Genomic DNA, 21,754 nt, shown 5'->3' with positions numbered 1-21,754 from the left:
GAGTAGAAACCGCGCGGGCGCGCCTAGTTGGATGTCGTGCGCGTCGAGCCCGCTGTCGCGGCCGAAGTCGACCCAGAGGCCGCAGTGGCCCCGCTCGCGGCAGGCGCCACAGGTGCAGTGAGCGCCGCAGGTACGCTGAACGCGTCGGCCCACGGGTTCGCACCGGCGCAACGATCCGCCTCGCACGACGCGGCCCGCCCAGCGGCTCCTGATACGCCGTCCGCGGGCGTCGCAACCGCCGCGAAATCCTCGACGCGCAGATTCACCTTCTGCGCATAGGCCTTCGAACCGCCATAGCTCTTCAGCGCGGTATTCAGATCGCCGTTCGCCGAGCGCATGTAGCCGTACAGGATCGCCGAACCGGCTTCGATATTCGCCCCCGGTTCGGTCAGGTCCTTCACGTTGCGCAACAGCCCGCGGTGAGCCTGCGGTACGACCTGCATCAGCCCCGTCGCGCCATTGGCGCCGCGGGCCTTTTCCTTGAAGCGGGATTCGATCGAGATGATGGCGAGCAGCAGCGCCGGAGGGAGGGAGTATTTGTTGGCGGCTGATTGCACCGCGTCGGAGATCTTTTGAGCTTTTTCTTTGCCCACACCGAATTTCTGCGTCAGGTACGCCGATATTCGGTCAGTGTTTTCGTCGGCCGCCGCGGTTTGCGCGAGGCCGAGCGAAAGCACGATCAGGCAAAGTAATCGGCTCATGGTGGACGTCGGAGAGCAAAGATCCGCGCATTATAGCCCCGCTGTACCGTGCGGCACCATTTTTGTCTTTTAAATCAAGGGTGACCATAACTCTTCGCATTTTTCGATCCGCTTCTCTGGCCGCTTTGGCCTTCAGGTCGAAACCGTCCGTCAGCGTCTGGAGGAAAGGCGGCGACGTCGTCGCTATCACGCTCGGAACAGACCGGACGCTCGCCTGCTTTGCGCGTGGGCGGTTCGTCAGTCGTGTCGACGTTCACGCGCAGTGCGACCGGCGGATCGTTCGACTTGTCGACTTTGCCGTGCGCATCCTTCGGATATCACGTGTCCGGGTTCGTATCGCGTTGCACGTAGAAACACAGCGACACCGACGCCCAGCAGCTTTTTGCCTCGCAACTCTTGTGCAGTTAGTTGCACTTTTCCGTCCCGGTAGTAATCGAACCTGCTGATCGCGCGGCGAGGGGGCTCGCTCGCTTCATCATTCGCGCGGATTTGAGACAATGCACGTCGGCCGTGCGCATCGTTGCGCACCGCTTCGATGAACAACCGATGTTTTCAGCTATGAGCAAGACCGCGTTTATTCCCAGCGTCCCGGGCACATCGGAGGACGACTTCGAGATTTCGGCGAGCGCGAAGATGGCTGGCTACCGGCGCTTCTTCGGCGTGTTGAAGGTCGTGCGCACGACCGACGGCCGCGTGCTGTTTCCGTTCGACGGCGCGCCCGAACTGGGTCCGCATCCGAGCCGCGTCGAAGCGCTCGCGGCAGCGCAGGTGTATGGCGAGCACATCGTCGCGAGCGATCTGGCGCGGCCGGAGTTGTAGGCCGATACGCCCTCGAACCGGGCCCATTCCAACGAACCGGAGATCTCCGTCAGCGCGCTCGCATCCGGCGCGCAGCCCCGGCCCCCGAACGCGCCGCGAGCACACCACCGATCACGCCGCCGATATGGCTCTGCCACGACACATCGGGATAGATCGGCAGCACACCGAACAGCAGACTCAGGCCGTAGCTGCCGACCACGACCAGAGCCACGAGGATCGACACCAGATTGCGCGTGTAGTACCCGCGTGCGACCAGGTAACCCGCATAGCCGAACACCAGCCCACTCGCGCCGATATGCACCGAATACGGCGCGCCGAACAGCCACGCGCAAAGACCGGCGCCGAGCATCGCGCCGATGGTTGCGCGCCAGAAGCCGCCGATGTGCGGCCACATACACAGCCAGCCCAGCACGACGAGCCCGCTCGTGTTGGCCGCGATATGCCCGACGCTCGCATGCAGCCACGGCGCGAACAGGATCCCTTGCAAGCCGCCGAGCGTACTCGGCACGACACCGAGTTCGTCCAGATGCAGGAACGGCAACGCAACCGACAGAAAGAACGCGGCCCACATCGAACCGACGAACAGCGCGATCAGTACGACCCGGGACTTGAGCTTCTCGGTGAGCGTGTTGGGAGATGAGGTCTTCATGGTGACGTGGCCACGGGATGTCGACAGAGGGTAGTCGAGCTGGCGTCGTCACGCCGAGGCATCGTGGGACGACAGATGCCGATTGGAGCGGTGGATGTTTCGTCAGCCACACCGTTTGGCGGTGCGGCTGATTTGGCGCGAACCGACGGCCTGGTTCGTCGCAGCCGTCGTTTGCTACGTCTTCTCCTGCTTCGTCGTCACTCCACCGTCACCGATTTCGCCAGGTTGCGCGGCTTATCCACATCCGTGCCACGCGCACATGCGGTGTGATACGCGAGCAACTGCAGCGGCACCACGTGCAGGATCGGCGACAGCAAGCCATAGTGCTCTGGCATCCGGATCACATGCAGCCCTTCGCCGTTGACGATCTTCGTGTCCGCATCGGCGAACACATACAGCTCGCCGCCGCGCGCGCGCACTTCCTGGATGTTCGACTTCAGCTTTTCGAGTAGCGCATCGTTCGGCGCAACCGTCACCACCGGCATCGCTTCGGTCACGAGCGCCAACGGCCCGTGCTTGAGCTCGCCAGCCGGATACGCCTCGGCGTGGATATACGAAATCTCCTTGAGCTTCAGCGCGCCTTCGAGCGCGATCGGATAGTGCATGCCGCGTCCGAGGAACAGTGCGTGTTCCTTGCGCGAAAACTCCTCCGCCCACGCGATGATCTGCGGCTCCAGCGCGAGCACGCTGTTGAGCGCGGCCGGCAGGTGGCGCAACTGCTTCAGATAGCTCGCTTCCTGCTCGTCATTCAAACGTCCGCGCAGCTTCGCGAGCGTTGCCGCCAGCGTGAACAGCGCGACCAGCTGCGTCGTGAATGCCTTGGTCGACGCTACGCCGATCTCGCGGCCCGCATGCGTGAGGAACGACAACTCGGTCTGACGCACCATCGCGCTCGTGCCGACGTTGCAGATCGCAAGCGTGTGGTTGTGGCCGAGTTCCTGCGCGTGCTTGAGCGCCGCGAGCGTGTCGGCGGTTTCGCCCGACTGCGAGATCACCACCACCAGCGACTTCGGATTCGGCACCGACTCGCGATAGCGATACTCGCTCGCGATCTCGACCTGAGTCGGAATCTTCGCGACCGATTCGAGCCAGTACTTGGCGGTGAGTCCCGAGTAGTAGCTGGTGCCGCACGCGAGAATCAGCAGGCTGTCGATGTCCGCGAACACCTGGCGGGCGCCTTCGCCGAAGATCGACGCATCGAACGCGTCGGCTTGCGGAATCGTGTCGGTGATCGCGCGCGGCTGCTCGAAGATTTCCTTCTGCATGAAGTGGCGATACGGGCCGAGTTCGACCGCGCCGCCATAGGCCGCGACCTGACGCACCTCGCGTTGCGCGATCTCGCCCTGGCGATCGGCGATGCGCACGCCATCGAGCGACAGTTCGCAGACGTCGCCTTCCTCGAGGAAGATGAAGCGCTCGGTGCTGCCCGCGAGCGCGAGCGCGTCGGAGGCGAGGAAGTTTTCGCCGTCGCCGAGTCCGACCACGAGCGGCGAGCCCTGGCGGGCGCCGACGACCGTATGCGGCTGATCCCGGTGCAGCACCGCGATCGCATACGCGCCATGCAGTTGCGCGATCGCCTCGCGCACCGCGGCGAACAGGTCGCCGCGATACAGGCTATGGATCAGGTGAGCAATAACCTCGGTGTCGGTCTGCGAAACGAACTCGTAACCCTTGCCACGCAGCATTTCGCGCAGGGTCTCGTAGTTTTCGATGATGCCGTTGTGTACCAACGCCAGCGCATCGCGCGAGAAGATCGGGTGCGCGTTGTCGGTAACCGGTGCGCCATGCGTGGCCCAGCGGGTATGCGCGATGCCCGTCACGCCTTCGAGGTGACCTTCGCGCACCTGAGCGTCGAGGTCGGCGACGCGCGCGACGCTGCGTGCGCGGCTCGGCCCGCGAGCGCCGAGCACGGCGACGCCGCACGAATCGTAGCCGCGATATTCGAGACGTCGCAGTCCTTCGATCAGGACGGGAACGATATTACGTTGCGCAACCGCGCCGACAATGCCGCACATGGTGTATTCCTTTTCAGTGCCGAATTCAGTGAGCGCGCGTCGTGGGCGCGCCGTATCGATCAGCTTTTCTTTTTGACAGGGCGCACGTAGCCCGTCTTGCTCGTCTGGGTTTTATCGTTCAACACCAGCGCATTCGCGGCGACGTCTTTCCACACCGTGGTGCCGGCCGCGATCGTCGCGCCGCGCTGCACGCGCACCGGTGCGACCAGTTGCGTGTCCGAGCCGACGAACACGTCGTCCTCGATCACGGTGCGGAATTTGTTCGCGCCGTCGTAGTTGCAGGTGATCGTGCCCGCGCCGATATTCACGCGCGCGCCGACATCCGCGTCGCCGATGTAGGTGAGGTGGTTGGCTTTCGAGCCATGACCGAGCACCGCGTTCTTGATCTCGACGAAGTTCCCTACATGAGACTCGTCTTGCAGCGCCGCGCCTGTGCGCAAGCGCGCATACGGACCGACAACGGCCTTCGCGCCGACTTCCGCACCTTCGATGTGCGTGAACGCATCGACGCGCGTTCCCGCGCCGATACGCGCGTTGCGGATCACGCAGTTCGGCCCGATGCTGACGTTGTCAGCGAGCGACACGCTGCCTTCGAACACGCAGTTGACGTCGATCGATACGTCGCGGCCGCATTCGAGCGTGCCGCGTACGTCGACGCGCGCCGGATCGGCGAGCGTCACGCCCGCGACGAGCAGCGCGTCGGCGACATTGCGCTGATGAATCCGCTCGAGTTCGGCGAGCTGCTGCTTGCTATTGACGCCGAGCGTTTCCCACTCGTCGTCGGGCTGCGTGGTGACGACTTCGAGGCCGGCTTCGATCGCCATCTCGACCGCGTCGGTCAGATAGAACTCGCCTTGCGCGTTGTCGTTCTTGAGCGCCGCGAGCCAGCCGGCGAGGCGCGCGGTTGGCGCGACGATGATGCCGGTGTTGATTTCAGCGATCTTCAGCTGTTCGGGACTTGCGTCCTTCTGTTCGACGATGCGCTGCACGTTGCCATGCTGATCGCGCACGATGCGGCCATAGCCGGTCGGGTCGTCGAACGTGACGGTGAGTACGCCGTAGCCGTCCCGGCCGGCGCGCTCCGTCAGTGCGCGCAGCGTTTGCGCGCGCGTGAGCGGCACGTCGCCATAGAGCACCAGCGTGGGCAACGAAGGCTCGAGCAGCGGCAGCGCTTGCTGCACCGCGTGGCCGGTGCCAAGCTGTTGCTCCTGCACCGCGAACTGGATATCGGGCGCCGCGACGGCTTCGCGCACGGCTTCGGCGCCGTGGCCGATCACGACGATCAGGCGCGCGGGCTTCAGCGCGCGGGCGGTGTCGATGACATGAGCGAGGAGCGGCCGGCCGGCCAGAGGATGGAGCACCTTGGGAAGCGCGGACCGCATGCGCTTGCCGGTACCTGCCGCCAAAATGACGATGTTCATGGCGTCGGCAAATAGACGAGTTTGGAGCGGACGATTCTATCATGCTGCACCTGCAAAAAAGGCCGCAGAAGCGGCCTCGGCAGGACGTGCAGGCCAGCGGAAAACCGCCGGAATACCGCCAAAACAAGCAATTTTCGCTCTCTACAGGTCGTCGAACTGGACCAGCGGAATAGTCTTGGCGCCGGTGAGCGGCGCACCTTCGTCGCCGCTCGAGCAGGGTTCTTCGTCGAACGCGATGTCGCCTTGCGGGTCGGCCTCGCCGGTCGCACGCAGCCCCGCGAACGGAAACAGCTGGTGGTCCATCAGATGCGACGGCACCACGTTCGACAGCGCGTTGAACATGTTCTCGATGCGGCCGGGGAAACGCTTCTCCCAGTCGCGCACCAGCGCCTTCATTTCCGCGCGCTTCAGGTTTGGTTGGCTACCGCACAGATTGCACGGAATGATCGGAAATTCGCGCAGCTCCGCGTACTTCTCCAGATCGGTTTCCTTCACGTAGGCAAGCGGCCGGATCACGATGTTCTTGCCGTCGTCCGATTGCAGCTTGGGCGGCATGCCCTTCAGCTTGCCGCCGTAGAACAGGTTCAATAGCAGCGTCTGCAGGATGTCGTCGCGATGATGGCCGAGCGCGATCTTGGTCGCGCCGAGCTCGCCGGCGACGCGATACAGGATGCCGCGCCGCAGTCGCGAGCACAGCGAGCAGGTGGTCTTGCCCTCGGGCACGAGCCGCTTGACGATGCTGTAGGTGTCCTGGTTCTCGATGTGGAACGGGATGTCGAGCTGGGTCAGATACTCGGGCAGCACGTGCTCAGGGAAGCCCGGCTGCTTCTGGTCGAGGTTGACCGCGACGATGTCGAAATTGATCGGCGCGCGCTCGCGCAGCCGCATCAGGATATCGAGCATCGCGTAGCTATCTTTGCCGCCCGACAGGCACACCATCACCTTGTCGCCGTCCTCGATCATGTTGTAGTCGCCGATCGCCTGGCCGACCTGGCGCGCGAGGCGCTTGAACAGCTTGTTGTTCTCGTACGCCTCCTTCTGCTCGCGGCGCGTGAGCGGCGATTTCGGCGCACGCGCAGCGTTCGAGGCCGTGGCGGCCTCGGCGGCCTGCTTGCCTGCGTTCAGCATTTCCGGTGCATTCATCTCTCAGTCCTCCTTGATGCGGAAGACTTCGACGCCGACCGCGTCGCAGTCCGGATAAACATCCGGCTTCTCGGTCGACACGCGCGCGCCGCGCACCTGCGGATGTTCGAGCATCACGCGCACGAGGTCGTCGCACAGCGTTTCCTGCAGATGGATATGGCCTTGCGACACGCGCTTGGCGATCGTCGAGCGCATGAAGTCGTAGTCGACGACTTCGGTGAGCTTGTCGTGTACCGGCGTGGACATCGCGAGCGGCACGAACAGTTCGACGTTGATCACGACGCGCTGCTCGCCGCGCTTTTCGAAGTCGTGCACGCCGATATTGATGTGCACTTCGTAATTGCGCAGAAACAGCCGGCGGCAATCGGCGAGCCGGGGGTGCGAAAGAGCGGCAAACATGTTCGTTCCAGTCAAAAAAGCGTGCGGGGCACGCAAAGGGGCGCTGCTCCACACGCGACGGCCGCTTCGAAGGCTGGCCGCGCGCGCATGTCAGGCGCCCGTCAAAAACATTACGTCGCGCGGCAGCGGCACGAGATGCTGCCCGCCGTCGACCACCAGCGTCGTTCCGGTGACGCCGGCTGCATCCGCGAGATACAGCGCGGCGGCGACGATATCCTCGGGCCGCGACGCACGGCCCAGAGGCGTCATACGGTGAGCGGCCTCGAACCCGTGCTGGGTCTGGTCGCCCGATTGCATCGTCAGGCCGGGCGCGAGCCCGACCACCCGGACCTTCGGCGCGAGCGCCTGGGCGAGCGCGACCGTCGCGGTCTGCAGCGCCGCCTTCGACAGCGTGTACGACAGATAGTCCGGGTTCATGTTGTACAGCTTCTGATCCAGCACATTGATGACCACGCTGCGCTGGCTTTCGTCGCGCAGCGCAGCATCGGGCGTCGCGTCGTAAAGCATGCGCGCAAGCACCAGCGGCGCGCCGAGGTTCATCGCGGTCAGCTTCAGCAGCAGCTCGTAGCCGACGTCGCGCGCCGTGTCTTCCTCGAAGCGCGACGCGTTGTTGACGATGCACGACGGCCGCCCTAGCGCCGCGGCACAGTCCGGCAGCAGCCGCGCGACCTGCGCTTCGTCGCCGAGCTCGGCGTGCAGCGCGACCGCGCGGCGGCCCAGCGCGACGATCTGCGCGACCACTTCGTCGGCGTCCTCACGCGAGGCCCCATAGTGCACGGCCACGTCCCAGCCGCGCGCGGCGAAGCCGAGTGCGAGCGCGCGCCCGATGCGGCGCGCGGCGCCGGTAATCAGCACGACGCGGGGCGGTTCAATCGGCGCTTCGGCAGCGCGGGCAGCGATGTCCGGAGAAACGGTCATTTACAATGCGGGGATGAATCCGAAAGCTCACCAACCCGATAGTTTACCTGCTCCCGGCCCGAGCGCGCTCGCGCAGTCCGACGCGCTCGTCGCCGAGATCCGCGCGCAGCTCGACGCGGCCGGCGGCTGGCTGCCGTTCGACCGCTACATGGAGCGCGCGTTGTACGCGCCGGGGCTCGGCTACTACAGCGGCGGTGCGCGCAAATTCGGCCTGCGCGCCGACGACGGCAGCGACTTCGTCACCGCGCCGGAACTGTCGCCGCTGTTCGCCGCGACGCTCGCGCGCCCGGTCGCCGAAGCGTTGGAGGCGAGCGGCACGCGCGACGTGATGGAGTTCGGTGCCGGCACCGGCAAGCTCGCCGCGGGGCTGCTCAATGCGCTCGACACGCTCGGCGCCGAATTCGACAGCTATTCGATCGTCGATCTGTCGGGGGAGCTGCGCGAGCGGCAGCGCGAAACGATCGCGGCGGCCGCGCCCGAACTGCTCGCCAAAGTGCGCTGGCTCGACGCATTGCCGGAGCGCTTCGAAGGCGTGGTGATCGGCAACGAGGTGCTCGATGCGATGCCGGTGCGCCTCTTCGCGCAAAACGGCGGTGTCTGGCACGAGCGCGGCGTGGTGTGGCGCGACGGCGCATTCGCGTTCGACGACCGCCCCGTCGCGGCCGCCGCGGACCGCGCGCTGCTGACCGAAATCGATACTGATCGCGAGAACGCCGCCGACGGCTACGTGACCGAAACGCACGAAGCCGCCCGCGCCTTCACGCGCACGATCTGCACGATGCTCGCGCGCGGCGCGATCTTGCTGATCGATTACGGCTTTCCGCGCCATGAGTACTACCACGACCAGCGCGCGCAGGGCACGCTGATGTGCCACTACCGGCATCGCGCGCACGGCGACCCGTTCCTGTACCCCGGTCTGCAGGACATCACCGCGCACGTCGAATTCACCGGCATCGCCGAGGCGGGCGTCGAGACCGGCGCGGACCTGCTCGGCTTCACGTCGCAAGCGCGCTTCCTGCTGAACGCGGGTGTCACTGAGGTGCTCGGCGAAATCGATCCCGCCGACGCCAGGCGTTTTCTGCCCGCGGCCAACGCGGTACAGAAGCTGCTGTCCGAGGCGGAGATGGGCGAACTCTTCAAGGTGATCGCGTTTTCGCGCGGACTCGACGATACGCTGCGGGCCTTTTCGAGCGGCGACCGCTCGCATACGCTGTGATTGTGAAGCCGCTCCGCTTCGAGGATTCGCGATGATTCGCTGGCTGTTGACTACCTTCGTTGCCGTCGCGGTGCTGTCGTCGTGCTGGCCCTGGCTGAGGAAGCTCGGCATCGGCCGGATGCCCGGCGACGTGACCTTGCGGCTGTTCGGCCGCGAGTATCCGTTTCCGTTCATGTCGACGCTGGTGCTGTCGATGCTGTTATCGCTATTGGCGCGGGTGTTGTAGACACCGCGCGCCGCTTCACGTTACCTCCGCTTCAGGCAAGCGCCGCTTGCACCGCGCGCACCCGCTCCTCATGCACGGCGTCCTTGATGCCCGCCGGCGCATCGGCGAGCCGCTTGGCGACCGCTCCCGCATCCACGCCTCGCGCGGCCACCAGCGCCACCCTCAGCCGCTCGGCCTGCGGGTACTCGCTCATCTCGAGGCCGAGCCGCCCGCGCGCATCGGACTCGCAGGCCTGTAGCGCCTCGGCGAAGCGCGCCGGCTTCCTGATCGCGTCGCTGCGCTCGAGCAGGCGCACCAGCGCTGCCGCCCCCATCTCCATCACGCGATGAATATTGCCGTGCTCGCGCGCGACCAGCACCGCGAGATCGCGGCACTCGTTCGGCACGCGCAGCCGCTCGCACAACGGCTTGAGCAGATCGACGCTGCGGCCCTCGTGGCCGATGTGCCGCGGCAGTTGCTCCTCGGGCGTGGTCGCCTTGCCGAGGTCGTGTGTCAGCGCTGCGAAGCGCACCGGCAGCGTGTAGCCCTGCTGCGCGGCATGGTCCAGCACCATCATCACGTGAACACCGGTATCGACTTCGGGGTGATAGTCGGCGCGCTGCGGCACGCCGAACAGCGCATCGATCTCCGGCAGAACTCGCGCGAGCGCGCCGCACTCGCGCAGCACGTCAAACATCCGCGACGGCTTCTTCTCCATCAATCCGCGCGACACTTCCTGCCACACGCGCTCGGCCACCAGCGCATCGGCTTCACCGTCGGCGACCATTTCGCGCATCAGCGCCAGCGTTTCCGGCGCGACCGTGAATTCGACGAAGCGCGCCGCGAAACGCGCGATGCGCAGAATCCGCACCGGATCTTCGAGGAACGCATCGCTGACATGGCGAAAGAGCCGCGCCTGCAAGTCAGCCTGGCCGTTGAACGGATCGATGACGGGGCCGGTCAGCTCACCGTCCGGGCGCACCTCGCGCGCCATCGCGTTGATCGTCAGATCGCGGCGCGCGAGATCTTCTTCGAGCGTCACGTCGGGCGCATAGAAAAACTGGAAGCCGTGATAACCGGCCGCCGTCTTGCGCTCGGTGCGCGCGAGCGCGTACTCCTCGTGCGTCTGCGGATGCAGGAAAACCGGAAAGTCCTTGCCCACCGGCCGATAGCCCTGCGCGACCATCTGCTCGGGCGTCGCGCCCACCACCACATAGTCGCGGTCCTGCACCGGTACGCCGAGCAGCTCGTCGCGGACCGCGCCACCTACTGCATAGATATTCATGGGCATTCGTCTTGATAGGCGATCGCGTGCGTTTCACGGCGCGAGGCATCGATCCATGCATTGACCGCGGGCAGCCCGGTAAGCCGCTCGACATAGGCGGCCGAGGTCTGCGACAACGCCGGCTTCCACGTGTTGAAGCGCATGGCGACCGGCGCATACATCGCGTCGGCAATGCCGAATTCGCCGAACAGGAACGGACCGCCGTAGGTGTCGAGGCAGTCGCGCCAGATCGTCTCGATCCGCGCGATGTCGGCGAGCGCGCCGGGCGTCGCGTTCTTGCCCGGGAACGACGCACGGATGTTCATCCACATCTTCGAGCGCAAATCGCCGAAGCCCGAATGCATCTCGGCGCTGACGCTGCGCGCATGCGCGCGCGCCGGCGCGTCGCGCGGCCACAGCGCGTGTTGCGGGAAGCGCTCGGCGAGCGTTTCGGCGATCGCGAGCGAATCCCACACGGCCTGACCCGCGTCGTCGATCAGGCACGGCACCTTGCCCGGTCCGCGCGGTGCCCGAGCGAGGATCTTCGCATTCGTGTCCGCTTCGTTTAGCAGGATCAGTTCCTCGTCGAACGGAATGCCGAAGTGCGTGAGCAGCAGCCACGGACGCATCGACCACGACGAATAGTTCTTGTCACCAATCAGCAGTTTCATGCTTGTTATCAGGGAGTGTTGGATGGGATTGTGCGAGGGTTCAGCGCCCCGCGCTGGCTCGGAACGTGTCGAGTCGCGACCCCGAGGACGCGCCGGTCAGATACGTCGGCACGATCGCTTCGATGCTGACCGGTTCGAGTCCGAGCTCCGGCGCGAGTGGCCCGCTCAGAATATTGGCGACCTTCATCGAATCGAGATTGTCGCGCGAAATCACCGGTTCGCCCGGCGCCAGTTCGAAGCTCAGCGCCTGCAGCCGCGCGAGCGGCTCGGGCAGACGGATGATGCGCGCATGCTTGCCGATCACGTCGCCGCAATACGACACCAGGTCTTCGAGCGTATAGACGGTGGGGCCGCCGAGCTCGTAGGTGCGGCGGCCCGCGCCATCCATATCGAGCACGTTGACGATCGCCTTCGCGACGTCGCCGACATAGACCGGCTGGAATTGCGCGTCCGGCATCGCGAGCGGGATGGCCGGAAACACGCGCTGCAAAAACGCGAACTTGTTCAGGAACGCGTCCTCGGGTCCGAACACGACGGACGGACGGAAGATCGTCCATGCGACGTTCGCCGCATGCACGGCTTTCTCGCCGTCGCCCTTCGAGCGCGCATACATGCTCGGGCCGCTCGGATTGGCGCCGAGCGCGCTCAGATGAATCAGCCGATGCACGCCCTTGCCTTCGCAGGCGGCGACGATGCGCGTCGGCAACTCGACGTGCGCATGCGCGAACTCCGGTCCATAAGGCTTGCCGCGTTTGCCGTTCAGGATACCGACGAGGTTGATCACGCAATCCGCTCCTTCGACGAAGCGCGCGAGCTGCACCGGATCGAACACGTCGGTTTCGAGCACGTCGATCGGCAGTGTGGTCAGATGGCGCGCGTTGTAGCGTCGCCGTGTGGCGACGCGCACATCCTTGCCCATTTCGACGAGCGAGTTGACGAGGTAGCTGCCGATGAATCCGGAGCCGCCGATGACCGCGATAGCTTGATGTCGCATTTTTCGACTCCCTGATGGAAGCCGCGGCAACGGCTGGCGAAGCGCGCCGCAACCTCGAAACGAGATTGCGGCGGCAAGGCGCTTACGGTGCGATGTAACCCAGGCGCGCCTTCAGCGATTGCGGACGGCCTTCGAACAATGCCGCGTAGTAGACCGTGTTGGACAGCACATTCTTGACGTAGTCGCGAGTCTCCTGGAACGGAATCGTCTCGGCGAACACCGCCCCTTCGACCGGGCGCTGCAGCGACTGCCGCCAGTTGCGCGGACGGCCCGGACCTGCGTTGTAGCCAGCGGTGGCCAGCACGGCGGACCCGTCGAACTGATTGTAGATCATCGCCAGGTAGTTCGTGCCGAGCAGGATGTTGGTGTTGATGTCGTTCATCTGCTCGCGCGAGAGCGGGCCCAGACCGATTTTCTTCGCGACCAGCTGCGCGGTGGCCGGCATCAGCTGCATCAGTCCGCCCGCGCCGACATCCGAGCGCGCATTGATGATGAAGCGCGACTCCTGACGAATCAGCCCGTACGCCCACTCGACGTCGAGCCCGCTCGACTGCGCGTCCTGCTCGACGATGTTGCGGAACGGCGATAGATAGCGCAGTGAAAAATCGTGCTCGCTCTTCGTGCGGTCCGCAGTGTTGACGGTGCGGTCGTACAGCTCGATACGGCGCGCGTACTCGGCGGCCGCCAGCAGTTGCCGGTCGGTCATGCCGCGCAGCGGCCAGTTCCACTCGCGATTGCCTTCGAGCCGCAGATTCAGCGCATAGAAGCGCTGCGCCAGATCGAAGCCCGGCGTGGTGCCGGCCTGCTGCACTTCGGCGTCGGTGACCGTGGTTTTCGGCGGCACGGTGATCTTCTGGCCGAGCTCTTCGAGCGCAAGCTGGCCGTAGAAATTGAAGTTCGACGCGATCGACTGGAATTCCTGGTTGGCCGTCGCGGTGTCGCCGGCCTGCTTCAGCGCGCGCGCATGCCAATACACCCACGACGGCTGCTTGCGCAGCGACTCGGGCATCTGTTCGATCGACCAGCGCACCATGTTCCAGTCGCCGGCGAGCAGTGCGCTGCGCGTGCGCCATTCATACGCGGGATTCGACAGCGGCGCGTTCGCCGACAGCCGGAACCAGTCGACCGCGGCAGGCATCTGCTTGAGCGCGCCCTGATAGCCGATCGTGCCCCAGCCGATTGCGCGCTCCGGCGAATTCAGCGACGGCGCGACCGATGCGAACGTGGCCGCGGCCATGGCCGGATCGTTGCGCGCCATGCGCGTGATCGCGAGCAGCGCCAGCTGATGCGATTGTGCGTCCGGTCCGACGCCGCGCGCGAGCAGCAGCGGCGGCGTATTGGCGGCCTGGCTGAACAGCACCGGGTCGGGCGGCGGGTCGCCGAGCGCGTCGACGAGCTTACTGCCGGTGTTCGTGTAGTTCTGCTCGTACGCGAGACGGATCTGCGCCCAGACGTCGTCGCTGCTGAACTGATGGTTCACGCCGAGCACCGTGATCAGATCGACGCAGCCGTCGCCGTACCACTTCGGATCGACGAGCAGCGCGCGCGCCGCGTCCGCGACGTTCTCGCCGCGCGACGCGCGCGATTCGAGCGCGTAGCACTTGACCTGAGTGTCGTCGTCGAGCACGAACTTCGCGTACTGCTGGTCGAAGTTGCGCCAGTCGTGGCGCGTGCCGAGCACGGTCAGATAGTCGTTGCGCATGCGATCCGCGATCGCCTGGCCGTCGTACTTCTGCAGGAACGCGAGCACCGGCGCATCCGGCGCGTCGATGCGCGCATGGCCGGTCGAATCGAACAGCTGCGGCTTGATCTGGAAGTACTCCAGATACGAGGGCGCCGGATAATCCGGGATCATGCTCGCGAGCTGGGCTGCGCGCGCTGCGTCGTTAGTGCGCGCGGCTTCGCGAAGCTGGACGAAAATCTGGTCGTCGTTCGTGAGTTGGGAGATCGGGAGGGGCTTGACGGCCGAGGCAGTACTGCAGGCCACGAGTGCCGCTGCGGCCAGCGCGATACCGGCCGCGCGATATACTCGAAAAAGGCGTTTTGACATCGTTGTTTCTGGAGCGCGAATTGGACCCAAGCATAGCATGCAACCCTGTCCCCGCAACCAAAAAGGCGCTGCGCCGGATGTTGCTGGAAAGCCGTCTGCAAGCGGCTTCCGAGCCGTCGAAGAATGCCGCGCTCGGGCGTCGAATGCTCGACGCGCTGAAGCACTATGCGGTACGCAGCGCCGGATTCTACTGGCCGCTCGCCGGCGAGTTCGACGCGCGCGGCGCGATCGGGATCTGGCTCGCCGCGGATTCGCATCACGAAGCCAGTCTGCCAATCATTAAAGAACGCGGCATGGCACTCGAATTCCATGCGTGGACGCCCGCGACGCCGATGAAAATCGGTCATCACAAGATTGCCGAGCCCACTTCGGGGCGCGTCGTGCTGCCCGAGCTGCTGTTCGTGCCCTGCGTGGGTTTCGACTCGGACGGCTATCGGCTCGGCTATGGCGGCGGCTATTACGACCGCACGCTGGCCGCCTGGCCGACCGCGCACAAGCCGATCACGGTCGGCATCGCGTACGAAGCGTGCCGCACCGACACGCTGGAACGCGAGGCGCACGACATTCCGCTCGATCTGATCGTGACCGAAGCGGGGTTTCATCCGGCGCTGCCGGACTGAACTCGCGATGCGCGCCGTGTGACGCTCGGCGTTTTCGCGCTATTTCGTCGTTACAGCGAAGCGGCCGCGCGCGCCGCCGTGTCGTACAGCCCCGACGCATTGCGCATCAACTGCGCGGCCTCGCCGATCTGCTGGTTGGTCAGGCCGCTTTCCTTGAGCGTCGAGATCAGGCAGTTCTCGCGCACCTCGCGATACTTCAGGCATAGCTCGCGGCCCGCGTCGGTTGCGGAAAAAAACACTTCCTTGCCGGTCTTTTCGCTTTTTACGTACCCTCTAGCTACGAGCTTTTTCAACGCGTAAGTCGCGACGTGCGTGTCTTCGATGTTCAGCACGAAGCAGATGTCCGCGAGCTTCTTGCGGCGCTCGCGATGGCTCACGTGGTGCAGCAGCGACACCTCGATCGCGGTCATGTCCTTGTCGCCGGCCGCCGACATGCAGCGCACCATCCAGCGGTTGAACGCATTGCCCGCCATGATCAGCGCGTATTCGAGTTCGGACAGCTCCGCGCTGCTCTCGGAGACGAGGTGTTCCGACGAAACGATCTTGGTGGGATGACGCGTCATACGAGGTTCCCGTGACGAATTGGGATGGAAAAGTGTCGCAAGTGTACGACGATGCCCCGTCGCCGACGAGCCTGGCAAAAACGCTTATTGATAAATCGTCAATATTTTATTGATAATGTACTCCCGAAACGTTGCCGACTCCGTGCCGGACATGCGCCAACGTGCCGCGCTGTCCGGCTCATTTTCCGACTCGATGCGGGCCGCCCACTCATGAGCCAACCACGAATCTTTCCGCTCGGCGATACCGCGCTCGTCTGCGAAGCGCCCCCGCCGGCCACGCTGGAGTGCCAGCAGCGCGTGTGGGCCGCCGCTGAAGCCGCGCGCGACTGGCCGCAGGTGCTCGAGGTCGTGCCCGGTATGAACAATCTGACGCTCGTGTTCGACCCGCTCGCAACCGACGCCGACGCGCTCGGCGAGCAGTTGCTGACGGCCTGGAACGCAGCGGAAGAAACCGCCGCGCCCACACGCGACGTCGAAATTCCGGTGCAGTACGGCGGCGCATTCGGCCCCGATCTGCAGGCGGTCGCCGAACATACGGGCTTGAGCGCGCGCCAGGTCGTCGAGCGTCATGCGGGCGGCGCCTACGTGGTGTTCTTTCTCGGATTCCAGCCCGGCTTCGCCTATATGGGTGGGCTCGACGCGGCGCTGCACACGCCGCGCCGCGCGTCGCCACGGCTCGAAGTGCCGGCGGGCTCGGTCGGCATCGGCGGCGAGCAGACCGGCATCTATCCGGCGGTGTCGCCGGGCGGCTGGCAGCTGATCGGCCGCACCGAAGTGGCGCTGTTCGACCCGGCGCGCCGCCCGCCCACCCTGCTGCAGCCCGGCGACCGGGTGCGCTTCACGATCGCGGGGATGCACGCATGATCGACGTGATCCGCGCGGGTCTCCAGACCACGATCCAGGACCTCGGCCGCCACGGCTACCGGCATCTCGGTGTCGCGATGGGTGGTGCGCTCGACCGGTTGTCGCTCGAAGTCGGCAACCGGCTGGTCGGCAATCGCCCGGATGCGGCCGGCCTCGAAATCACCTTCGGACCGACCGTGCTGCGCTTTCTGCGCGCAACCCGCGTGGCGATCGCCGGCCCCGACTTCGGCTCGACGCTCGACGGCAAGCCGGTCTATTCATGGTGGAGCATGCCCGTGCAGGCCGGCCAGGAGCTCGTGCTGAACGCGGCGAAGCGCGGCATGCGCGGGTATGTGTGCGTGGCGGGCGGCATCGACGTGCTGCCGATGCTCGGCTCGCGCAGCACCGATCTCGCCGGCCGTTTCGGCGGACTCGGCGGCCGCGCGCTCAACGATGGCGACCGTCTGCCGGTCGGCGTGCCGCCGCAGCGCGGCCACCTCGGCTTCGCGCCGGAGGCGCCCGCGTTCGGCGTGAAGGCGCCCACATGGTGCAAGTTCGTGCTGGTCCCCGAGCCGCTGCGGCGCGGCCGGCATCCGTCGGGCGTGCCGTGGGCGATACCGATCCGCGTGCTGCGCGGCCCCGAATACGACAGCTTCACCACGGATGCGCAGCAGTCGTTCTGGTCCGACGAGTGGCTCGTCACGCCGAACAGTAACCGCATGGGCTACCGCCTTGCCGGCACGGAACTCAAACGCACGCACAAGACCGATCTGCTGTCGCACGCGGTGCTGCCCGGCACGATCCAGGTGCCGCCGAACGGTCAGCCGATCGTGCTGATGAGCGACGCGCAGACCACCGGCGGCTATCCGAAGATCGGCGCGGTGATCCAGGCCGATCTGTGGAAGCTCGCGCAGGTGCGCCTGAACGCGGCGGTCCGTTTCATCCCGACGACGCCCTATGAGGCGCGCCAGGCTTTACTGGAAGAACGCACGTATCTGCGGCAGATCGATGCCGCGATCGCGATGCATGAAGAGCGTTGCACGCGCCAGGCGGCGCTCGCGGCGCTGTAACGGTGAATAAAGGAATCCCCATGGAAATCGATCTGAACGCCGATCTCGGCGAAGGCTGCGGCTCCGACGAGGCGCTGCTCGACCTCGTGAGCTCGGCCAACATCGCATGCGGCTGGCATGCGGGCGGACCCAACGCGATGCGCGATTGCGTGCGCTGGGCCGTGCAAAAAGGCGTGTCGATCGGCGCGCATCCGAGCTTCAACGATCCCGAGAATTTCGGCCGCAAGGAAATGGATTTGCCGGCGGGCGAGATCTACGCGGGCGTGCTGTATCAGCTCGGCGCGCTGTCGGCGATCGCGCAGGCCGAGGGCGGACGCATCGCGCACGTGAAGCCGCACGGCGCGCTGTACAACCAGGCCGCGCGCGACGCGAAGATCGCCGACGCGATCGTCTCCGCGGTGCACGACTTCGATCCGTCGGTGGCGGTGTTCGCGCTCGCCAACAGCGGGCTCGTCAGCGCCGCGCGCAACGCGGGCCTGACCGCGATCGAGGAAGTGTTCGCCGACCGCGGCTATCGCGCCGACGGCTCGCTGGTGCCGCGCAAGGAGCCGGGCGCGCTGCTCGAGGACGAGGACGAAGTGCTCGCGCGCACGCTTACGATGATCCGCGAGCAACGCGTGAAGGCCGTCGACGGACAGTGGGTGCCGTTGAAGGCGCAAACCATCTGCCTGCACGGCGACGGCCCGCACGCGCTCGCGTTCGCGCGACGCATTCGGGACGCGCTCGCCGAGGCCGGCATCGAAGTGCACCCGGCGGGCGTCGCGCGCGTCTGAGCGTTCGCATCGCCGCCGTGCACACCGCGCGCGGTGATGCCCGCTGCAAACCCGCCGATGCCGACGCACGCGCATCCGCGGGGTAGGTGAAGAGAGTTCGACGCGGCCGCAGAGCCGCGGCAGCACGCCGGCGCATGGGGCCGCATGCACCGGTTCACGTCAGCCGCCACCCGCGGCGAAGTTGAATTACCTCTTTGGAGACCCTGATGCAGACAACCGTCAGTCTATGGCCGCTCATCGGTGTGGCCGTCATCATCGTTGGCTTTCTGTTGCGCTTCAATCCGATGCTGATCGTCGCCGTGGCCGCGATCATCACCGGTTTCGCCGCGCATTTCCCGCCGGAAAAAATCCTCGCTCTGATCGGCACCGGCTTCATCAAGACACGCAATATCCCACTGATCATCCTGCTGCCGCTCGCGGTGATCGGCCTGCTCGAACGACACGGCCTGCGCGAGCGTGCGCAGGCGTGGATCAGCGGCATCAAGGCGGCGACCGCCGGGCGTCTGTTGATCGTCTATCTGGCCGTGCGCGAGCTGACCGCCGCGGTCGGCCTGACCGGGCTCGGCGGCCATCCGCAGATGGTGCGTCCGCTGATCGCGCCGATGGCCGAGGGCGCGACCGAGAACCGATTCGGCAAGATCAGCGACGCGGTGCGCTTCCGGCTGCGCGCGTTCTCGGCCGCAACCGACAACGTCGGGCTCTTTTTCGGTGAGGACATCTTCGTCGCGTTCGGCGCGATCGTGCTGATGACGACCTTCCTGAAGGAAGCGGGCATCGTCGTCGAGCCGATTCACGTGGCGGTGTGGGGCATTCCGACCGCGATCAGCGCGTTCATCGTGCATGGCTTCCGGCTCTGGCTGCTCGACCGGCGGCTCGAGCGTGAATTGCGCGGCAAGGTGCCGGACGGTACCTCGAGCGCGAAAGCGACTGCCACATCGACGCCGTCGTCGGGCACGCGTGCTACCGGAGACGAAGCATGACCTTCACGATCACCTATCTGTTCTGGTTGCTCGGCATCGTGCTGCTGATCGTCGGCGGCATGATCGTTATGGACCGCCAGCATCCGCGCCGCTTCACTGCGGGCGGCTTCTGGATTCTTTACGCGCTGATCTTCCTGATCGGCGACCGCCTGCCGCCGGCCGTGGTCGGCGTCGCGGTGATCGCGATGGCGCTGATCGCGGGCTTCGGCGGCGTCACCGCGGGCAAGCCCAAGACGCTGTCGCTCGAAGCGCGTCAAGCGAGCGCCGCGCGTCTGCGCAACAGGCTGTTCGTGCCCGCGCTGACGATTCCGATCGTCACCGTGATCATCACGTTGGCGGCAAGTCATCTTGTGTTCGGCGGTGTGCCGTTGATCGAGAAGGCCAACGTCACGCTGATCGGCTTCGGTCTCGGCTGCGTGATCGCGCTCGCGATCGCCTGTGTGATTACACGCGACACGGTCGGTCAGTCGATGAAGGAAGCGCGCCGCCTCGTCGATGCGCTGTCGTGGGCGGCGGTGCTGCCGCAGATGCTCGGCATGCTCGGCCTCGTGTTCTCGGACGCGGGCGTCGGCAAGGCGGTCGCGCACGTGACGACGTCGTATATCAGCCTCGACTACCGCTTCGTCGCGGTGGCCGTGTACTGCATCGGCATGGCGCTGTTCACGATGGTGATGGGCAACGGCTTCGCCGCGTTTCCGGTGATGACGGGCGGCGTCGGCGTGCCGATCCTCGTCGGCGTGTTCCACGGCAACCCGGCCGTGATGGCCGCGATCGGCATGTTCTCCGGCTACTGCGGCACGCTGATGACGCCGATGGCCGCAAACTTCAACATGGTGCCGGTCGCGCTGCTCGAATTACCCGACAAGAATGCGGTGATCAAGGCGCAGATTCCGACCGCGTTGACGCTGCTGGTGATCAATATTTTTCTGTTGAACTTTTTGATGTTTCTGTAGCGTCTTTTTGAACCTTTTTCTTCGTATCGACGAGGTGCTGCCCATCTGAGGCAGTACCTCGCCGTCCGGAAGCTTCAGATGTCCAATCAACGGCGATGCGTACGACGCAAATGACTAACGATCGCTAACAAAGCAACGGCCAACATCAGCGAGACAAAAAAACTGACAACGAGCAACGTTGCGACGATGATGTCCGTGTTGTTTTCTCCGCCAACCGAATCCAGCATTTCGAAAAGCGGGGCAAAAAACTCAGAGCCCGCGCCGCTCGCAAACCATTCATCAATACCCGGCATGCGGGCAATTCCCACTGCGATGGGCAGCGTCATCGCCAGTGCGAGCGCAACACAAATCAGCGCCTTTTTCATTTCACGTCGATGGTACCGTAGTATCTGGTCGTCGTCCCGGGGATAAACGCGGGCGGCTGTGCTTTAAAGTATGACCGCAGCGCCTTGAACTGCTCGCGGGACGAAAGCGTAATGCAACCGTCGCTCTCTCCGGGTCGCCCTACCGGGTGTAACCGAAAGTTTCCGCGTCGCACACCGTCTACGAACGTCCAATCATCAATGTGTTGCTCATAGCGATACAGAGCAAACCATTCCCTGCGATGCGTGTCCGCCAATAGGTCTTTGACAGCATCCCAGAGCCAACCGAGCTGCCCCCCGCTTTCCCTATCGACGATGTAGTACTCGCCTTTGGGAATAGCGCCCGCGCTTACCACTTTCGCGGAATCTGGGTCATCGATATATCGCCCTTTACCTGAAAATGCAGGGACACCACCAAAACCGGGACAAAGCAAACTCGACATCGGGCGTCGATTTAATGTGAAAGTGCAAGATACAGGCATTTATTAACTCTGCCTGTTTGCCCTGATGTCTATGAGGGCAGTCACTGTGCCGCCGCTTCCGCCATGACTGTTCTGCAAGATGTACTCGTGCTTCATTCGCGCAAATGACAAACGCACCTGTTCGTGGCAGCACTGACCGCCTCCAATCGGTTCAACAAAAGAGACGATTACGTCGTACATCGTGATTTTCGCGTACTCGTGAGGGATACCGCCGGCTCTTCGCACCGTGAGTTTCGCTTCGGGGATGCGCTCTCCAGAGAAGCAGTATCTGGCCAAATTCGGACTCGCACGGTCCATCAGATGAGTAAATTCAAGATCGGAAACGGTGGCTTTTGGAACACGTCCGCTTGAACCCGCGAGCATCCCCGCCGGCTGTGCAACTTGCCAGCGCCATCCGATTACATCGATCTCGTTGAGATGAGCCGCATCCTGCGATTCGCCATCGATACCGTCGATCCTGATAAAGATGTCCTGTGCCATCGTTGGATTTCCTTCCTGTTAGTCGCTTGCTGAGAACTTTTGACGAAGCTAACAGGCGTAGGATGTGGCACGACTCGGATTCGTCCGAAAAATGCGCAGGAGCCGGCCCGGACAGATCGCGGCGACCGTGGCGCAGCTCACGTAAACAGTGAAGCACAATGTC

At 64.9% G+C, this 21,754-nt stretch carries 24 protein-coding genes; 9 read left to right on the top strand and 15 right to left on the bottom strand.

All coding sequences use genetic code 11. From position 1 onward, the window contains the following. Positions 1–23: 23 nt before the first annotated feature. On the bottom strand, positions 24–701 hold the full coding sequence (locus tag VSR82_RS34435) for a transglycosylase SLT domain-containing protein (protein WP_429461669.1): 678 nt from the start codon (positions 699–701) through the stop codon (positions 24–26). A gap of 558 nt (positions 702–1,259) precedes the next feature. On the opposite strand from VSR82_RS34435, the gene VSR82_RS34430 reads away from it, so the two are divergent. Then, positions 1,260–1,520: a DUF6723 family protein gene (locus VSR82_RS34430; protein ID WP_368586396.1), complete on the top strand. Its 261-nt coding sequence runs from the start codon at positions 1,260–1,262 to the stop codon at positions 1,518–1,520. A gap of 49 nt (positions 1,521–1,569) precedes the next feature. On the opposite strand, the gene VSR82_RS34425 is transcribed toward VSR82_RS34430, so the two are convergent. The 6 genes from VSR82_RS34425 to VSR82_RS34400 all read right to left on the bottom strand — a co-directional run bounded on the left by VSR82_RS34425 (position 1,570) and on the right by VSR82_RS34400 (position 8,065). Next, complete coding sequence (locus VSR82_RS34425) at positions 1,570–2,169, bottom strand: rhomboid family intramembrane serine protease (RefSeq protein WP_429461667.1); 600 nt, start codon at positions 2,167–2,169, stop codon at positions 1,570–1,572. Between the two features lie 197 nt (positions 2,170–2,366). Continuing rightward, positions 2,367–4,184 carry a glutamine--fructose-6-phosphate transaminase (isomerizing) gene (gene glmS / locus VSR82_RS34420; protein ID WP_368586370.1) on the bottom strand — a complete coding sequence of 606 codons (1,818 nt, stop codon included), beginning with the start codon at positions 4,182–4,184 and terminating at the stop codon, positions 2,367–2,369. Between the two features lie 59 nt (positions 4,185–4,243). Then, positions 4,244–5,605, bottom strand: a complete 1,362-nt coding sequence (gene glmU, locus VSR82_RS34415; protein ID WP_429461665.1) for a bifunctional UDP-N-acetylglucosamine diphosphorylase/glucosamine-1-phosphate N-acetyltransferase GlmU — start codon at positions 5,603–5,605, stop codon at positions 4,244–4,246. 141 nt (positions 5,606–5,746) lie between these two features. Continuing rightward, complete coding sequence (ttcA, locus tag VSR82_RS34410) at positions 5,747–6,748, bottom strand: tRNA 2-thiocytidine(32) synthetase TtcA (RefSeq protein ID WP_498858485.1); 1,002 nt, start codon at positions 6,746–6,748, stop codon at positions 5,747–5,749. Between the two features lie 3 nt (positions 6,749–6,751). Continuing rightward, entirely contained in the window at positions 6,752–7,147 is a 396-nt protein-coding gene (locus VSR82_RS34405) for a dihydroneopterin aldolase (RefSeq protein WP_013090805.1), read from the bottom strand. Between the two features lie 90 nt (positions 7,148–7,237). Beyond that, positions 7,238–8,065: an SDR family oxidoreductase gene (locus VSR82_RS34400; protein ID WP_368586367.1), complete on the bottom strand. Its 828-nt coding sequence runs from the start codon at positions 8,063–8,065 to the stop codon at positions 7,238–7,240. 13 nt (positions 8,066–8,078) lie between these two features. Between VSR82_RS34400 and VSR82_RS34395 the strand changes: the two genes are divergently transcribed. Continuing rightward, on the top strand, positions 8,079–9,281 hold the full coding sequence (locus VSR82_RS34395) for a class I SAM-dependent methyltransferase (RefSeq protein WP_410852165.1): 1,203 nt from the start codon (positions 8,079–8,081) through the stop codon (positions 9,279–9,281). Positions 9,282–9,312: 31 nt separating this feature from the next. Continuing rightward, positions 9,313–9,507 carry a DUF2905 domain-containing protein gene (locus VSR82_RS34390; RefSeq protein WP_018418711.1) on the top strand — a complete coding sequence of 65 codons (195 nt, stop codon included), beginning with the start codon at positions 9,313–9,315 and terminating at the stop codon, positions 9,505–9,507. Positions 9,508–9,538: 31 nt separating this feature from the next. On the opposite strand, the gene VSR82_RS34385 is transcribed toward VSR82_RS34390, so the two are convergent. The 4 genes from VSR82_RS34385 to VSR82_RS34370 all read right to left on the bottom strand — a co-directional run bounded on the left by VSR82_RS34385 (position 9,539) and on the right by VSR82_RS34370 (position 14,465). Continuing rightward, entirely contained in the window at positions 9,539–10,771 is a 1,233-nt protein-coding gene (locus VSR82_RS34385) for a multifunctional CCA addition/repair protein (protein ID WP_368586365.1), read from the bottom strand. After that, positions 10,768–11,421 carry a glutathione S-transferase family protein gene (locus tag VSR82_RS34380; RefSeq protein ID WP_498858484.1) on the bottom strand — a complete coding sequence of 218 codons (654 nt, stop codon included), beginning with the start codon at positions 11,419–11,421 and terminating at the stop codon, positions 10,768–10,770. The genes VSR82_RS34385 and VSR82_RS34380 overlap by 4 nt, the downstream gene beginning before the upstream one ends. 40 nt (positions 11,422–11,461) lie before the next feature. Beyond that, the gene (locus VSR82_RS34375; protein WP_368586363.1) at positions 11,462–12,415 is read right to left on the bottom strand and encodes a complex I NDUFA9 subunit family protein; all 954 of its coding nucleotides are present in this window, start codon (positions 12,413–12,415) and stop codon (positions 11,462–11,464) included. Between the two features lie 82 nt (positions 12,416–12,497). Further along, positions 12,498–14,465 carry a lytic transglycosylase domain-containing protein gene (locus tag VSR82_RS34370; RefSeq protein ID WP_368586362.1) on the bottom strand — a complete coding sequence of 656 codons (1,968 nt, stop codon included), beginning with the start codon at positions 14,463–14,465 and terminating at the stop codon, positions 12,498–12,500. Positions 14,466–14,542: 77 nt separating this feature from the next. On the opposite strand from VSR82_RS34370, the gene VSR82_RS34365 reads away from it, so the two are divergent. Then, positions 14,543–15,085: a 5-formyltetrahydrofolate cyclo-ligase gene (locus VSR82_RS34365; protein WP_410852168.1), complete on the top strand. Its 543-nt coding sequence runs from the start codon at positions 14,543–14,545 to the stop codon at positions 15,083–15,085. A gap of 50 nt (positions 15,086–15,135) precedes the next feature. Here the strand turns inward: VSR82_RS34365 and VSR82_RS34360 are convergent, their stop codons facing one another. Beyond that, the gene (locus tag VSR82_RS34360; RefSeq protein ID WP_018418717.1) at positions 15,136–15,648 is read right to left on the bottom strand and encodes a winged helix DNA-binding protein; all 513 of its coding nucleotides are present in this window, start codon (positions 15,646–15,648) and stop codon (positions 15,136–15,138) included. 210 nt (positions 15,649–15,858) lie between these two features. Between VSR82_RS34360 and pxpB the strand changes: the two genes are divergently transcribed. The 5 genes from pxpB (at position 15,859) to VSR82_RS34335 (ending at position 20,267) form a co-directional block, all read left to right on the top strand. After that, positions 15,859–16,512, top strand: coding sequence for a 5-oxoprolinase subunit PxpB (pxpB, locus tag VSR82_RS34355; RefSeq protein WP_498858483.1), 654 nt, complete (start codon positions 15,859–15,861; stop codon positions 16,510–16,512). Next, a complete protein-coding gene (locus VSR82_RS34350) occupies positions 16,509–17,561 on the top strand; it encodes a 5-oxoprolinase subunit C family protein (RefSeq protein WP_429461655.1) in 1,053 nt (350 codons plus the stop codon). The genes pxpB and VSR82_RS34350 overlap by 4 nt, the downstream gene beginning before the upstream one ends. 20 nt (positions 17,562–17,581) lie before the next feature. Continuing rightward, entirely contained in the window at positions 17,582–18,334 is a 753-nt protein-coding gene (pxpA, locus tag VSR82_RS34345) for a 5-oxoprolinase subunit PxpA (RefSeq protein ID WP_368586358.1), read from the top strand. 206 nt (positions 18,335–18,540) lie between these two features. After that, on the top strand, positions 18,541–19,314 hold the full coding sequence (locus tag VSR82_RS34340) for a DUF969 domain-containing protein (protein WP_368586357.1): 774 nt from the start codon (positions 18,541–18,543) through the stop codon (positions 19,312–19,314). Further along, complete coding sequence (locus VSR82_RS34335) at positions 19,311–20,267, top strand: DUF979 domain-containing protein (RefSeq protein WP_368586356.1); 957 nt, start codon at positions 19,311–19,313, stop codon at positions 20,265–20,267. Before VSR82_RS34340 ends, VSR82_RS34335 begins: the two co-directional genes overlap by 4 nt. 86 nt (positions 20,268–20,353) lie before the next feature. On the opposite strand, the gene VSR82_RS34330 is transcribed toward VSR82_RS34335, so the two are convergent. From VSR82_RS34330 to VSR82_RS34320, 3 genes are read right to left on the bottom strand one after another with little or no spacing between them, the layout of a single operon-like run. Next, a complete protein-coding gene (locus VSR82_RS34330) occupies positions 20,354–20,632 on the bottom strand; it encodes a hypothetical protein (RefSeq protein WP_410852171.1) in 279 nt (92 codons plus the stop codon). After that, on the bottom strand, positions 20,629–21,111 hold the full coding sequence (locus VSR82_RS34325; RefSeq protein ID WP_429461652.1) for a DUF2778 domain-containing protein: 483 nt from the start codon (positions 21,109–21,111) through the stop codon (positions 20,629–20,631). Before VSR82_RS34325 ends, VSR82_RS34330 begins: the two co-directional genes overlap by 4 nt. A 3-nt stretch (positions 21,112–21,114) precedes the next feature. Next, positions 21,115–21,591, bottom strand: coding sequence for an Hcp family type VI secretion system effector (locus tag VSR82_RS34320; protein WP_429461650.1), 477 nt, complete (start codon positions 21,589–21,591; stop codon positions 21,115–21,117). Positions 21,592–21,754 lie beyond the last annotated feature (163 nt).

This window comes from Burkholderia sp. JPY481 (assembly GCF_038900515.1).
GTDB lineage: Bacteria > Pseudomonadota > Gammaproteobacteria > Burkholderiales > Burkholderiaceae > Paraburkholderia > Paraburkholderia youngii.
Note: the sequence above shows the minus strand (reverse complement) of the source record. Positions and strands in the feature narration are given on the sequence as shown.